Genomic DNA, 13,257 nt, shown 5'->3' with positions numbered 1-13,257 from the left:
AAGAAAGACAGCCCGGGGGCAGGTGCGAGAAACGAGGCCCTGCGCGCCATCAAACGCTTCGGTCGGACGCTCTGGAGAAGGTGGTCCGGCTACCACCGTCGAAGCCGCGTCGAGACCAAGATGAACTGCATGAAGCTCCTCGGTCAGAAGCTCATGTCCCGCGACTTCGACCGCCAGACCGCCGAACTCCAAGTTCGCATCGCCATCCTCAACCGCTTCACCGCCCTCGGCATCCCCGTCACGCAGCCCGTCGGCTGACCTCAAACGAAGAAAGGGGAAGTCCCTCCGTCAGGAGATTTGCGCAACAAGGCCGTCTAGACCCACCGTGGCACATCTATGCCTTCTAAGGGCGGTTGAGCCATTAGCGCCCATCCGCGCCCACCGAGTTCGCACCAGTGCCCGTCCCGCGCCATCGACGCTCAATTTATGCCTGCCCATCGAGGTAGAAACAACGATATCTCGGGAAACGCAGCTAAAATGGCTAGAATGGCAAGGTCAATGCCGACGAAGATCCAAACCCCCCGAAATACTCGATGCACAGGAACGCCGGTGACGCTCGAAACAACGAAACAGTTTAGGCCCATCGGCGGTGTAATAAGTCCGATCTCAACAGTCTTGATGACAATGATACCTAGCCATACCGGATCAAACTGGAGCCCGATAAGTATTGGGAAGACGATCGGCATAGTCAGCACTAGGATTGCAAGCTGATCAAGGAAGAAACCCAGCATTAGCAACACGCACAGGACCGCTAACAACACCGACCTGCGGTCAAGCCCGGCCTCCTGTACGAAAGTCAGAAGCTGCTGCGGCGCTTGGGTCAGGGTGATGAAAATGCCGAACACCGCGGCACTGGCAATGATCGTCAGGATCATCGCGCTGCTGCGGGCAGTTCGAACCAGCGCCCCGATCGTCGAGCCGACCGTGAGACGCCCCATGAGCATAGCAATAAGAAAGGCCGCAAGCGCTCCGACCGCGCCGATCTCGGTCACAGTGACCGCTCCGCTGTAGATGCCTCCCAGCAGAAAGAACATCAGTAGCATGACGGGCCACACCGATCCTAAAGAGACGATGCGCTGACGCAGCGGATAGCGCTCGGTCGCGACGGGCGCCGCGTTGGGATCACGCGTCACCGAAACCTTGATCGCCGTAACAAAGCCTAGAGCTGTGAGGATGCCTGGCGCCACTCCGGCAATTAGAAGCGCGCCGACAGAAGTTTCGGTCAGGATGCCGTAAATGATGAGAGTAACACTCGGCGGGATCAGGATCGCGAGCGTACCGATCACGGCGAGGGTGGCGGTGGAAAGTGAATCCTTGTACCCGTATCGCTTCATTTCTGGATAAGCAGCACCGGCCAGCGTGCTAGCCGCCGCGGTGCTCGATCCCGTTACCGCTGCCAGCAGTACGCCGCCGGTGATCGCGGCATAACCTAGCCCGCCTCGCAGGTGCCCGAGCCAGCGGTGAGATGCGTCAAACACGTCGCGTGTGTAGCGGCCGGCGGTAAGGAACTCGCCCATTAGAATGAACATCGGGAGGGTGGAGAGCGTATAGCTCGCCACAGTCTCGTAGGGCGCGGTCGCAAGTACGCCGTCTAAGGGAAACGATCCGGCTACTAAGTAAATGCCAATAACGCCCGCTCCGAGCATCGCGAAGGCGACCGGCGCGCCGTTTGCCAGCATGGCAAAAAGCAATGCGGTGATGCCCGCCAGCGTCACGCCGGAACTTCGACGGATGCGCGGGATTGTGGATGAACAAGCTCGTAAAGAAGGCGGAGGCAAAGCAGACCGGCGCCGAGCGGAACCCAAACGTAGCTCCAGTACATCGGGAATTGGACAGCGCCCAAAGTCGTCTCAAGAACCGCGAATTTATGGATTGCCTCCTGACCAGTCGCCCAGGCAAGAAGGCCAAATGCGACGATGCCGAAGATCACGTTGATGCGTTCGGAAAGTCGCCCCGGAATACGATCGAGAAACGGAGTGAATATGGTTAGGCGGATATGGCCTCCGCTAGCATAGGTCCCCGGCATGCCCATGAATGTCAGCGCCACCATGGCGAAGAAGGAGGTGAATTCGTAATTGCCGGAGAACGGCGCGCGGAAGGCGTAACGGCCAATCGCGTCTGCAGAGACCGACAGGACCATCGAGATGAGGCTCAGCAACGCGATCAGCATGAACGCCCGTTCCGCAAAGGTAAGCGCTCGGCCCACGAAACGGACCGAGCGCGACGGGGCAACAGTCATTCCGCGCGTTCCTCCTCAACGTATGCGCGAAAATTTGCGAGAACTTCCTCGCCGTCGAGCCCGCGCTCCGTCATCTGCTTCAGCCAGTTCTCCCGCACGGCCTGAAGCCGATCGTCCATCTGCGAAAGCATTTCGGATGTTAGCTCGTACACCGTCTTTCCTTCATCGCGAAGCTTGGCGAAAGTTTCCTTGTCGCCGTCGGTATACTTTTGCGCGACGTTAACACCGGTTTCCTCACCGGCCTTAAGAAGCGCTTGCTTGACGTCCTCCGGTAGCTCTTGCCAGCGCCGCTCATTGACGAAGAGCCCGAACGCGACGTTGCCGAGACTGGCATTGGTAGTCCAGGAATTCAGTAGCGCGTCGGTCTTATAAGTGACTTGACTCGCGGGGTTAGAGATTGCCCCATCCACCACGCCGCGCTCTAACGCGAGATAGAGGTCAGTGGGCGAAATCTTTACTCCGACAGCCCCCAAAGAACTTGCAATCAATTCGCCGGTAGCGCCGGCTACGCGCAGCTTTAGGCCCTCGATTTGACTTAAATCGTTAATCTCTTGGTCACTCGTGATCATAAGTTGGTATGGCGTTACGACGAATGTAAAGAGCGGCCGGACTCCCAGAGGCTTGTATTCTTTCTCTAGCAAGTCGTTCTGCGCGAGCTTCCAGAACGCACGTGCTCCTACCGTTGCATCGGAGAACAGCCCTGGCAGCTCGACGGCGGTAGAAAGCGGCACCTTCTCCGTGACGTAGACCAGACCGACGACAGCCATGTCGACAAGGCCCTTCGATACCGCGTCGAGCTGTCCGGCGGCCTTCGCAAGTTGTTCGCCGGGGTAATGCTCAAATTCAATCTTTCCGGGAGCAATCTCCTCTACGCGTTGCATGAAATGCTGAGCGCCCGATTGAGACCCAACATGTGTCGGCGGAAAGTGCTCGGAGAGTCGGAGACTTACCGGCTCTGCCGTCGCCTGAGTGGCAATGAGCGCTCCGGCGCACATCAAGTATTCCAAGATTCGCATTGGTATCCCCTCCCTGGGCATGCGCTCGTAGATTAACGCAAGTGCATGGACGTCTCACATCTCTCTTGATCGGTTACCCGCACAATCATTAAATGGAATAATAATATTTAGTCAACAAATGTTGGACCAAATTTAGGAGAGGTGAATGCGTGACCGGCGCCCGGGAGCGCGGCTGCGGTCGCTGATGCGCGGAGACTGTGTGGCCCTCGGAATGATCGTGCGGATGACCCGCGCACGTGGTATTGCGCGCATCGCGAAGATGAGCGGGCATGATTTTCTCTTCATTGACACGCAACATGCGCCGTTCTCGCGCGAGTCCATAGCGGACCTGATCGTGGCGGCCGAAGGGGTAGATATTCCTGCGCTGGTGCGGGTCCGCGGATCCGATGACCCGGATATCACTCTCCACCTTGATGTCGGCGCAGCGGGTGTGATCCTACCGAATATAAACTCGGGTGAAGAAGCGGCCCATGCGGTCAGCCTCTGCCGGCTGCCGCCGGATGGTAGGCGCTCGTCCGCCAAGCCGACTGCTCCGGGTGGAGACGACGATCCGCTGGTAGTGTGCATGATCGAGACCACCACCGGCGTGGCCAATGCCGACGCCATCGCGGCGGTGCCGGGGGTCGACCTTCTCCACATAGGATGTGTCGACCTACGCGTGGCCATGGGCGTTGATCCAGATGTTCGCCCTTTCGAGTTTGCGCAAGCTATCTTGCAGACGGCGCACGCTGCGACATCAAGGGGGAAGCTTTGGGGGCTGGGCGGCGAACGAGATCAGGCGCAACGCGCCAAGTGTATCGCGAATGGAGCGCGCTTCATGACGACAAACACCGACGAAGCCCTACTGCTCTCTGCAGCCACGGCGGCTGTAGCGTCCGATCGAGCACGATACTAATTAGAGGGTGTGTGAGACGTCGCCGTTCTCGTGCGGAAGACCATTTTGTTCTCTGCGAATTGGAGGCATGACAGGGCGCGACGCAGCTCCCGACGAACCTGAGTGATGTTTAGTGGGAAATGATCTCGCTCTATTTCCCGCCCGAGCAGCGGGGTGGGAGACCCCGTCGAACCGATCTGCGCGCCGTGTTGGACGCGATCCTCCATCTGCTGCGGACAGGCTGTTAATGGCGGATGCTGCCGGCCGACTTTACTTCCATGGGCCCAGTCTGGTGGTACGTCCGGCGTTGGTGGCTCGGCGGGGTATGGGTGGGTTAGCATCGAGCCTTTTATGCGGCGGCCCGGCTGAAGGCCGGCCGCCGAACCGATCCCACGGTGGTGATCATGGACGCCCAATCGATGAAGACGACTGAAAGGGGGGCGGCTTCGACGGCCACAAGCACGTGACGGGGCGCAAGCGCCAGATGCTCGTCGATACGCAAGGCTTTTTCGTTGCATACGCGGTCGAGCTCGCTGGCATGTCCGATCGCCAGGCGGCTCGTGGCCTGTCGGCAGGAATATCGCTGCTTTGGCCGAAAGTTCATATCGCAATCACCGGCGGGAGGAACTCCCGAGCATCAGCGCCGCACAGCTCTACGAAGAGTTGTGTACCCAATTCCCAGGCTGGTTCACGCGCAAGCAGTACAAGACGCTGGCGCGCCGGGTCAGCCAATGGCGACAGGCCGCGCGGGCCTGCGGCGTCGTCATCGGTCCCGAGACCTATCGTCTCGGCGATAAGCCCCGCGGACTGCGTCCAATTATTTTCAGGGAGGACTTAGAAGCGATGACGCAATGCCTCAAAGAAGTAACCTTCCGGCGTGGGCCACGGTCAGGCGGCTTTTGCTGTCGTTACCGTAGCAGCCCAGTTCCAAGGCAGGAGATCGTCGAGGCGCGAGGCGGGCATGTCGGCGATGTGGGCAAGGACGTCTGCGAGCCAGGCGTGGGGGTCGACGCTGTTGAGCTTGGCTGTAGCGATCATGCCGTAGACGAAGGCGGCGCGCTCGCCACCGCGGTTCGAGCCCGCAAAGAGCCATGCCTTTCTTCCGAGAGCGACGCCGCGCAGCGCGCGCTCGGCGTTCGCCTGTTCTCTCGAACCGGTGGCGTTCACAGGCTCGCTGTTGGTGAGGCAGGCGCGGCCGTCCTCGAGGAAGGTCGCGAAGCCCGGCCAGCGGCGGAGCATGTAGTCCATTGCCCTGGCGACGGGGGCGTGGCGGGACAGGCGGGCACGCTCGTCGCGCATCCACCGCTCGAGATCCGCGACCATCGGCGCGATCGTCTCGCGCTGTGCGTCGAGGCGCGCGTCCACGCTGGCGCCATTGATGGCGCGCTCGGCATCGAAGATCCCGTCGATGCGCCGCACGGCTTCCAAGGCGAGTGGCGAGATCGACGGCGCGGCCTTTCCGCGTCGCGTGCCCGCGGCGATGTCGGCCAGCTCGTAGAACTTACGTCGCGCATGCGCCCAACAGAGCGCGGACACGACCGGAGCCGGGTTGCGACCTTCGGCATAAAGGCCTCCGAAGCCGGCATAGGCGTCCGCCTGGAGAATGCCGGACCATGCTTCGAGATGCGCCTCCGGATGCTCGCCGCGCCGGTCGGGGGAGTAGCGGAACAGTGCTGCCGGCGGGGTTTGCCCACCGAAGGGACGGTCGTCGCGCACGTAGACCCACAGCCGTCCGGTTCGGGTCCGACCCTTCGCCAGCACCGGCACGGTCGTATCGTCTCCGTGCAGACGCGTAGCGGCCATGACGTGCGCCTCGATCCGCGCGTGCAGCGGCGCGAGCGCCGCGGCGGCCGCGCCGACCTGGTCTGCCAGCGTCGACTGGCTCAACTCGACGCCCTCGCGCGCATAGCGCTCGGCCTGCCGGTTCAGCGGCTGGTGCTGCCCGCTCGCCATTGTCCTTGGACCAATGGCGGACAAGGCTCGCTCTCAAACAGGAGCATGGCGAGGAAGCTCGGGCCCGCCCACCCGCGCGGCGTGGGATGAAAGGGTGCCGACGGTTGGGTGATGCGCTCGCAGTCGCGGCAGGCGAACCGCTCGCGCACGGTCTGGATTACTTTCCAAGACCGGGGCACGACCTCCAGGGTCTCGGTGATGTCCTCGCCCAACTTGACGATCCGGCCCGAGCCGCAGGCCATGCAGGCGCAGGGCGCCTCGATCACCACGCGCTCGCGCGGCAGGTGGGCGGGGAACGGCTTGCGGCCGGGATGGCGTCGGGAGGTCGGTGATGGATCGGTCCCCGCGCGGCGGGCAGCCTGCTCGGCCAAAAGCTCGTCCTCGGTCACCGCGGCCTCGATCTCCTCGAGCTGCAACTCCAACTGGTCGAGCAACCGGGCGCTGCGCTCGGAGCGGTGTCCGTAAAGCGCGCGGCGCAGCTTCTCGATCTCCAGCTTGAGCGTCGCGATCACCGCCGCGTCGCCCGATGCGGCGGCCTGGGCCCGAGTGGCCTGCGCCCGCACCGCGGCGATCTCGGCCGCCATCGCGTCTGCCCGCGCCTCGGATGCCGCGAGGGCGGCGCGCAAGGCTTCGAAGTCGGATGGAGCATCGGCGGGCATGCCGGATATTAGAACGCCTTCACAGCAAGTTAGAGCGCAATCTCCCTTGCAGGGTAGATTATCCGGCCACTGCCGGCCGCCAGGTATGGCGCGGATTGCGCCAGTCGATGCCGTCCAGCAGATAGGTCAGCTGCGCCGCCGAAATCGCCACCGCGCCGTCCTTCGGAACGGGCCGGATGAAGTGCCCGCGCTCGAGATTCTTGATGTAGAGCGACATGCCCACGCCGTCGTGCCAGAGAACCTTGACCATTGATCCCGAGCGGCCGCGGAACACGTACAGGTCGCCGGCATGCGGGTCGCGCCCCAGCCCCTCTTGTATCAACAGCGCAAGCCCCGGCATGCCCTTCCGCATGTCCGTCACCCCGTTGGCCAGCTAGACCCGCGCGCCCGGCGGCAGCGCGATCATGCCCGCTCGACCACCGCGATCAGCTGCGCCAGGGCAGCCGGGTCCATGCCCGCGCCGATGATGGTTCAGCGGTCGTTCCGCAGCACGATCTCGACACGACCGCAATCCACGACAGGAAACCGCGGTGCAGGCGTGGGTGGCGGATCGGGAGCCAATGTCACCGATGCAAATCCCGGCGCGGGAGTTCCAGCCCTCGACAGGAGATCTTGCCGATGCAGCCGCCGCCACGTTGTCAGCAACGAGCGCGACATCCCGTGCCGTCGCGCCGTCGCCGCCACCTGCCGGGGCGCCGCAAAGCTCTCCTCAATGATCCGCTGCTTCTCCGCATCCGTCCAGCGACGCCGCCAGCCCGTGTCCACCACGTCCAGCGTCATCACCTGCGGTCTGTCCATATGGGCACCCATAAGGTCAGATAGCCGACAAACCCCCACCCGCAGCAGGCGGCTCCCGCCGGAGGCCTACTTAGAGAACGCCCCGATCAGACCGCGCACGAACTCCTTGTCGTTTTAAGGCCCTCTACTTAGAACGATACACCTTGCGGCAGGTTCACACGCTGCAACGGCGCGTGGGAGAATGGCGGCGGCAAGCCGTCCAACGGCTCATTGGGGAGGTCGGGAGCCCCGAACCATACGGCGAACCAAGGCCCCATACCACGTCAGCAGGCAACACGCTCGATTAGGCAAGCGGTAAGAGAATTACGTGAAGCAACACGACACCTGCGAGACGGCGAGGTTCTCCACGTCGAACGCGGGGTTGTTGTCTCGTACGAAACGATCCGCGTTTGGTTGGCGAAGTTCGGGACGCAGATCGCCGCAAAGGTACGGCGCGACCAGCCCGGGCCGACCGACACGTGGCACCTCGACGAGGTCGTCCTCAAGATCATCGGACTAAGGCATTAGTTGTGGTGGGCCATCGACGCGGCTGGCGATATCCTGGACATCCTCGCCCGGTCACGCCGCCACGCCGTTACCGCCAGACGGTTCATGCGCAAGCTCTTTAGAAGATGGGATCTGCCGCGGGTGATGAAGCTCGACAAACTTCGGTCCTACGCCGCCGCGACGGCAAAACTCGCCCCGTGGCTTAGAGCATCGCCACCACAAGGGGATCAACGTCGCGGCCTAAGCATCGCATCGGCATACGAGGAGACGAAAAAAGGTCATGGGGCGGTTCATGTCAACGCGACAGGCGCAGCGGTTCCTGTCGGTTCACGGCCAGACCGCCTGCACTGTCGCCGCCTCTCCGCCCGTTCCTATCGCCATGCCGGACGGGAGGCGTTCGACCTTTGGGCAGACTACTCGACCGACCTGTCGGCATAAGCGGTTCCGGGTGACGACTTCCGCGTCGCGGTCGAACAACCTGACAATGCCCCAGCGAGGGGTAGACTGACGACAATCCGGAAGATCGTTCCTCCGTCACGTACCGAACGTCGAGGGACGCCTTACAACCCCATATACGCCTTCTGTATCGCGGGATCGTCTGCCAGTTCGGCCGCGGGGCCGGAACGCACGATGCGCCCGTGATCGAGGACATGTGCCTGATCGGAGACGGCGAGGGCCTCGCCGACGTTCTGCTCGACGAGGATCACGGTGACATCCTTCGTGTCCCGCAGCGTCTGCACCAGGCCGAGTACCTCGTGGGCCAGCTTTGGCGACAGGCCAACGGAGGGCTCGTCCAGCATGATCAGATCCGGCTGACTCATCACTGCCCGCGCGATCGCGCACATCTGTCGCTCGCCCCCCGAGAGCGATCCGGCGAGCTGTCCCTGGCGTTCCCGCAGAATAGGGAACAGGTCCATCACTTCGTCGAGCCATGTCGAGAAGTCGGCCGATTTGCGGCGGCTGAACCCGCCGACCTCGAGGTTTTCCCGGACTGTCATGAAGGGAAAGAGCCGCCCGCCTTCCGGGACGAGGACGAGGCCCTTGCGGGGAAGGGCATCGGCGCGCGTCGCCGCGATATCCGTGTCGCCGAAGCGCATTCGCCCCGAACTTGCCGGAACGAGCCCCGCGATCGTGTTCAGAAGCGTGCTCTTGCCCGCCCCGTTGGCCCCGACGATGGCGACTATGTCGCCTGCATTCACGGTGAGCGAAACATCCTCGAGCACTGTCGCCGGCCCGTAACCCGCATGGAGGTTCTCGATCGCAAGCCCGATGCTCATTCCGCCTTCTTCCCCAGATACGCTTCCACCACCTGCGGGTCGGACAGAACCTTGTCCGGCGTCCCGTCGGCGATCATCCGACCGAAATCCATCACGATCACCCGGTTCTCGAAGGCACGGACGACCTTGAGATTGTGCTCGATTACGAGCACCGTCAGTCCCTCGGCATGGAGCTGCCTGACGAGGCCGATGACGTCGTCCACCTCCCGTTGGTTCAGGCCCGCCATAACCTCGTCGAGAAGCAGGACGGAACAGTCGAGCGCGAGTGCCCGCGCGATCTCGAGCCGCCGCCGCTCACTCAGCGTTAGGGTACCGGCCCTTACCGACGCGCGGCGGGCAAGACCGACGCGGTCGAGAATGTGCATCGCATGTTCGGCAGCCGCGGCGAGTTTTCCGCGGTGCAGGAATGCGCCGATCATGACGTTCTCGAGCGCCGTCATCGAGGTGAGCGTCTTCGAGATCTGAAACGTCCGTCCTAGGCCGAGGCGGGCTCTCTGTTCCGGCGCGAGGGCGGAGATGTCGCGGCCTTCATGGATCACGCGGCCATCGCTGGGCGGATGCTGCCCGGTCAGGAGGTTGAACAGCGTGGTCTTGCCCGCCCCGTTCGGGCCGATGATCGAGAGCAGATCACCTCGCCGCAGCGAGAAGTTCAATCCACCCACGGCGGTCAGGCCGCCGAAGCGCTTGGTGAGATTCTCGGCCGCGAGGGCCGTGGCATCACTCATCGCGCCGCCTCCCGTACCTGTCCCAGATGTCCGACACCGTTCCGACGAGACCCTTGCGCATGAAGAGCGCGAAGATGACGAGCAGGGCCCCCAGAACCATCAAATTGCCGCCCGGCAACGCGCTGCCGAGGGTCGCGCGAAGCTGGAACTCCAGCGGCACGATCAGCAGCGCCCCGGCGAGCGGACCATAGAGGGTTCCGACACCGCCGATCAGCGAGATCAGGAGAAAGCGCACACCGACATCCTGGATGCTCAGCAGCGTCGGGGGATCGACGTACCGGATGTACATCGCGAAGAGCGAACCGCCGACCCCGGTCAGGCCCGCGCTCACTGCCATGCCCATGAGCTTGACCCTGAGAACGCCGATACCGACGGACCGGGCCGCATCCTCGTCCAGGCGGACGGCCTGGAGGTAATACCCGAGCCGGCTGCGCAACACGATCGCCGCGGTGACGAGCGTGACCAGGAGGAAGCCGATCATGATGATCGCGTAGGGCAGTTTCGAGGTGAAGACCATGTTCTCGAACCCGGCCCGGAACGGCAGCATCATGCCGCGCGGCCCCCCCGTCAGACCGTCGAAATAGTTGGCGAGCACGAACGCCACCTCGTTCAAGGCAAGCGTCGCGATGGCGAAGAACGGCCCCTTGAGCCGGAAGGTTGGCCAGGACACGGCGAGCGCCACCGCGGATGCGACGACGACGGCCGGGATGAGGGTCAGCCAGGGCGAGATGCCGAAATGGAAGTAAAGATTGGCCGTGGTATAGGCCCCTGCGGCGAAGAATACCCCGTGACCGAGCGAGAACTGACCCCCGAACCCGCCGATGATGTTCCAGCTCGTAGCGAGCCCGCCGAAGAGGCAGGTATAAGCCAGGATGTTCAGAAGGAACGGATCGTCCCGCAGAACCACGAGCGCGATCGCGAAAAGACCTGCCAGACCCGCGATCCGCAAGAGTTCCGTCGCGAGCGACGTGATATGCCGATCACCTTTTCCGGTGGTCCGGCGGCCGCCCAGTTCCGTCGCCTCAATCTTGCTCACGAAGACCCATCTCCTCTGCTCCGGCGATCCCGAAGAGCCCACCGGGACGGACCAGCAAGACCGCGATGAAGATCAGGAACCAGATCGCGTGTTTCAGGGCAGGATCGAAGTAATAGCCCGAGAATGCCTCCACGAGCCCGATGACGAACCCGCCGATGAACGCCCCCCAGACGCTTCCGAGCCCGCCGAGAACCACGACCGCGAACGCCGCCAGGATGAAGTTGCTGCCGATCTGGGGCGAGAGCGTGTAGATCGGCGAGAGAAGGACCCCAGCCATTCCCGCGAGCGCGGCACCCGCCCCGAAGGTCAGCATGAAGACCCATTCGACATTGATCCCCATCAGCCGCGCCGCGCGCCGGTCCTGCGTCACGGCGCGGACGGCCTTGCCCGGCATCGTGTACTTCACGAACCAGTTCATCCCGAGCGCCACCACGATGACTGTCGCGAGCACGATGAGGCGAGACAGCGTCAGGTTCACCGGGCCGATCCGGATCACCTCCGACGCGATATCGGAGCGCACCGAATAACCCGTGCCGCCCGTGATGCCGAGGACGAGGTTCTGGAAGAACATCAGCAATCCGAACGTTGCGAAGATCTGCATGAAAGGTTCGTTCTGCAAAGGCTGGAGGACGAAACGCTGCAGGATCATGCCTAGAACGAAGAGGCCGGGGACGACGATCAGGACCGAAAGGTAGGGATCCATCCCGAGAAGCGCCCAGCTCATGTAGGCGCCGTACATGCCGAGCATCACCAGTTCGCCCTGGGCGAAATTGACGATGCGGATCACCCCGAATATCACGTTCAGGCCCATGCTCACGAGGCCGTAGATCCCGCCGAGCAGGAGGCCTACTGTGACGATGTTCAGAAAAGCTGCCATTCTCCTCCCCCAAGAAGCCTGCAGCGTCGGCAGCGATGCCGAAGCATCGCCGCCAATCGCGGCCTAGCCTCCGAAACCCGTCATCTTGGAGCCGCCGGCTGCTTCCTCGGGGAATACCGTGACCGGCTCACCGCCTTGCCACTGGATCACCGTCGGATAGGCGAGGACGTTCTGCTTGTTCTCGTCGAACCGGGCGCCGAAGCCGGTGGCGTAGGTGCCCTGCGGTTCGTCGAACTCGCCCAGTATCGCGGTTACCTCCGCGGGATCGAAGCTGCCCGCCTTCTCCACGGCCTCGGCCATGATCTGGAACCCGACATAGGCGGCCATCCCCTGCGGCGCGACCGGGTCCGAACCGTACTTCTCGCGGTAGGCCTCCAGGTAGGCGCCGGAGCCCGGCCCGAATTCCTCCGAGATGCCGGGACGGGGATAGGACACGACGAGCAGGCCCTCGACCCCCTTTTCCCCCATCGCTTGCAGTGTCTCGGCCGTATCGCCGGTCCCGACGAACACGATCGCATTGGGATCGAAATCCTGGTCGCGCATGGTGCGCAGGAGAAGATTCCCATCCGGAACGTAGCCCGTCTGGATGAAGACATCCGGGTCCGCGTCCTTCGCTCGCAGCACGCTGTCGGTCAGGTCGATGGAGCGGTAATCGTGCGAGCCAACTCCGACGACCTCGACACCCGCGTCCTCGAACTGCGCTTCTTGGCGTTCGGAGATCGAGGTTCCGTAGACGGATTCCTCGTGCTCGAGCCAGACGCGGAGTTCGGAGGGATCCTTCCCGAGTTCCTGCGCGAGCGCATCGATCACCAGTTCGACGGAGGCGTCGGCGAACGTGGTGGCATAGGGGCCCGACCGCACGAAGTTCGGCAAGCCACGCTCGGTCAGGCCCGCGGCGATCGCGTTCGTATCCCAGTAGAGCTTGTTGTAGTTCAGCGCCGCCTCGGACGCGGCCCCCGATACCGCGCTGAGATAGGTACCGATGAAGGCATCGACGTCGTCGCGACCGGCAAGCCTCTCGACCACGGCGATCCCCTCCTGCGGGCTCGCGGCGTTGCCGCGAACGACCTCCACCTGCGATCCCAGGAGCCCGCCATTGGCGTTGAGTTGGTCGGCGGCGAGCTCGTAGCCCCGCGTGACCTCGGTCCCGTATAATGCAAGCTGGCCAGAATAGGGATTGATGGCCCCGATCCGGATCGGATCGTCCTGCGCCGCTGCCGTGCCGCCCGCGGCGATCGCCGCGATAACAGCGGCGACGAAGGTACGCCGTGTCGTTCCTATCATCTCGTTCTCCTCCTCTGCGCAGGCCGAGCCGGC

At 63.2% G+C, this 13,257-nt stretch carries 13 protein-coding genes and 3 pseudogenes; 5 read left to right on the top strand and 11 right to left on the bottom strand.

Going from position 1 to position 13,257, the window contains the following annotated elements:
* Positions 1 to 258: pseudogene (locus tag LX81_RS16840) on the top strand (IS5/IS1182 family transposase); the annotation flags it as partial.
* A gap of 161 nt (positions 259 to 419) precedes the next feature.
* On the opposite strand, the gene LX81_RS16835 reads toward LX81_RS16840, so the two are convergent.
* From LX81_RS16835 to LX81_RS16825, 3 genes are all read right to left on the bottom strand, one after another.
* On the bottom strand, positions 420 to 1,715 hold the full coding sequence (locus LX81_RS16835; protein ID WP_111538473.1) for a TRAP transporter large permease: 1,296 nt from the start codon (positions 1,713 to 1,715) through the stop codon (positions 420 to 422).
* Positions 1,712 to 2,170: a TRAP transporter small permease gene (locus LX81_RS16830; protein ID WP_170134005.1), complete on the bottom strand. Its 459-nt coding sequence runs from the start codon at positions 2,168 to 2,170 to the stop codon at positions 1,712 to 1,714. The genes LX81_RS16835 and LX81_RS16830 overlap by 4 nt, the downstream gene beginning before the upstream one ends.
* 65 nt (positions 2,171 to 2,235) lie before the next feature.
* A complete protein-coding gene (locus tag LX81_RS16825; RefSeq protein ID WP_170134004.1) occupies positions 2,236 to 3,255 on the bottom strand; it encodes a TRAP transporter substrate-binding protein in 1,020 nt (339 codons plus the stop codon).
* 223 nt (positions 3,256 to 3,478) lie between these two features.
* On the opposite strand from LX81_RS16825, the gene LX81_RS16820 reads away from it, so the two are divergent.
* From LX81_RS16820 to LX81_RS23540, 3 genes and pseudogenes are all read left to right on the top strand, one after another.
* A complete protein-coding gene (locus tag LX81_RS16820) occupies positions 3,479 to 4,150 on the top strand; it encodes an HpcH/HpaI aldolase family protein (protein WP_211322800.1) in 672 nt (223 codons plus the stop codon).
* 119 nt (positions 4,151 to 4,269) lie between these two features.
* Positions 4,270 to 4,377 carry a transposase gene (locus LX81_RS23365; protein WP_111538469.1) on the top strand — a complete coding sequence of 36 codons (108 nt, stop codon included), beginning with the start codon at positions 4,270 to 4,272 and terminating at the stop codon, positions 4,375 to 4,377.
* A gap of 340 nt (positions 4,378 to 4,717) precedes the next feature.
* Positions 4,718 to 4,861, top strand: a pseudogene (locus LX81_RS23540) (hypothetical protein); the annotation flags it as partial.
* Between the two features lie 156 nt (positions 4,862 to 5,017).
* Here LX81_RS23540 and tnpC read toward each other — a convergent pair.
* The 3 genes and pseudogenes from tnpC to tnpA all read right to left on the bottom strand — a co-directional run bounded on the left by tnpC (position 5,018) and on the right by tnpA (position 7,539).
* Positions 5,018 to 6,741 (bottom strand): annotated as a pseudogene (gene tnpC, locus LX81_RS16805) (IS66 family transposase).
* 58 nt (positions 6,742 to 6,799) lie between these two features.
* Positions 6,800 to 7,102: an IS66 family insertion sequence element accessory protein TnpB gene (gene tnpB, locus LX81_RS16800; RefSeq protein ID WP_272939498.1), complete on the bottom strand. Its 303-nt coding sequence runs from the start codon at positions 7,100 to 7,102 to the stop codon at positions 6,800 to 6,802.
* A 110-nt stretch (positions 7,103 to 7,212) separates the two neighbouring features.
* Positions 7,213 to 7,539 (bottom strand): IS66-like element accessory protein TnpA, encoded by a 327-nt coding sequence (gene tnpA, locus LX81_RS16795; RefSeq protein WP_234822664.1) that lies wholly within the window; start codon positions 7,537 to 7,539, stop codon positions 7,213 to 7,215.
* Positions 7,540 to 8,046: 507 nt separating this feature from the next.
* On the opposite strand from tnpA, the gene LX81_RS23360 reads away from it, so the two are divergent.
* Positions 8,047 to 8,463: a DDE-type integrase/transposase/recombinase gene (locus LX81_RS23360; protein ID WP_111538466.1), complete on the top strand. Its 417-nt coding sequence runs from the start codon at positions 8,047 to 8,049 to the stop codon at positions 8,461 to 8,463.
* A gap of 122 nt (positions 8,464 to 8,585) precedes the next feature.
* Here LX81_RS23360 and LX81_RS16780 read toward each other — a convergent pair whose 3' ends face one another.
* The 5 genes from LX81_RS16780 to LX81_RS16760 all read right to left on the bottom strand — a co-directional run bounded on the left by LX81_RS16780 (position 8,586) and on the right by LX81_RS16760 (position 13,224).
* A complete protein-coding gene (locus LX81_RS16780) occupies positions 8,586 to 9,302 on the bottom strand; it encodes an ABC transporter ATP-binding protein (RefSeq protein WP_111538465.1) in 717 nt (238 codons plus the stop codon).
* Entirely contained in the window at positions 9,299 to 10,027 is a 729-nt protein-coding gene (locus tag LX81_RS16775; protein WP_111538464.1) for an ABC transporter ATP-binding protein, read from the bottom strand. The genes LX81_RS16780 and LX81_RS16775 overlap by 4 nt, the downstream gene beginning before the upstream one ends.
* Complete coding sequence (locus tag LX81_RS16770) at positions 10,020 to 11,063, bottom strand: branched-chain amino acid ABC transporter permease (protein WP_170134003.1); 1,044 nt, start codon at positions 11,061 to 11,063, stop codon at positions 10,020 to 10,022. The genes LX81_RS16775 and LX81_RS16770 overlap by 8 nt, the downstream gene beginning before the upstream one ends.
* Complete coding sequence (locus tag LX81_RS16765) at positions 11,050 to 11,940, bottom strand: branched-chain amino acid ABC transporter permease (protein WP_111538477.1); 891 nt, start codon at positions 11,938 to 11,940, stop codon at positions 11,050 to 11,052. The genes LX81_RS16770 and LX81_RS16765 overlap by 14 nt, the downstream gene beginning before the upstream one ends.
* 63 nt (positions 11,941 to 12,003) lie before the next feature.
* Complete coding sequence (locus LX81_RS16760; protein ID WP_170134002.1) at positions 12,004 to 13,224, bottom strand: ABC transporter substrate-binding protein; 1,221 nt, start codon at positions 13,222 to 13,224, stop codon at positions 12,004 to 12,006.
* Between the last annotated feature and the right edge of the window lie 33 nt (positions 13,225 to 13,257).

This window comes from Palleronia aestuarii, assembly GCF_003253995.1.
Lineage (GTDB): Bacteria > Pseudomonadota > Alphaproteobacteria > Rhodobacterales > Rhodobacteraceae > Palleronia > Palleronia aestuarii.
The sequence above is the reverse complement of the archived record's forward strand: the minus strand, read 5'-3'. Positions and strand labels throughout refer to the sequence as shown.

Coding starts and splice junctions, on each gene's coding strand:
- LX81_RS16780 (WP_111538465.1), bottom strand. CDS start 9,302: ATGAGCATCGGGCTTGCGATCGAGAACCTCCATGCGGGTTACGGGCCG.
- LX81_RS23365 (WP_111538469.1), top strand. CDS start 4,270: ATGATCTCGCTCTATTTCCCGCCCGAGCAGCGGGGTGGGAGACCCCGT.
- LX81_RS16825 (WP_170134004.1), bottom strand. CDS start 3,255: ATGCGAATCTTGGAATACTTGATGTGCGCCGGAGCGCTCATTGCCACT.
- LX81_RS16775 (WP_111538464.1), bottom strand. CDS start 10,027: ATGAGTGATGCCACGGCCCTCGCGGCCGAGAATCTCACCAAGCGCTTC.
- LX81_RS16765 (WP_111538477.1), bottom strand. CDS start 11,940: ATGGCAGCTTTTCTGAACATCGTCACAGTAGGCCTCCTGCTCGGCGGG.
- LX81_RS16830 (WP_170134005.1), bottom strand. CDS start 2,170: ATGCTGATCGCGTTGCTGAGCCTCATCTCGATGGTCCTGTCGGTCTCT.
- tnpA (WP_234822664.1), bottom strand. CDS start 7,539: ATGGACAGACCGCAGGTGATGACGCTGGACGTGGTGGACACGGGCTGG.
- LX81_RS16760 (WP_170134002.1), bottom strand. CDS start 13,224: ATGATAGGAACGACACGGCGTACCTTCGTCGCCGCTGTTATCGCGGCG.
- LX81_RS16820 (WP_211322800.1), top strand. CDS start 3,479: ATGACCCGCGCACGTGGTATTGCGCGCATCGCGAAGATGAGCGGGCAT.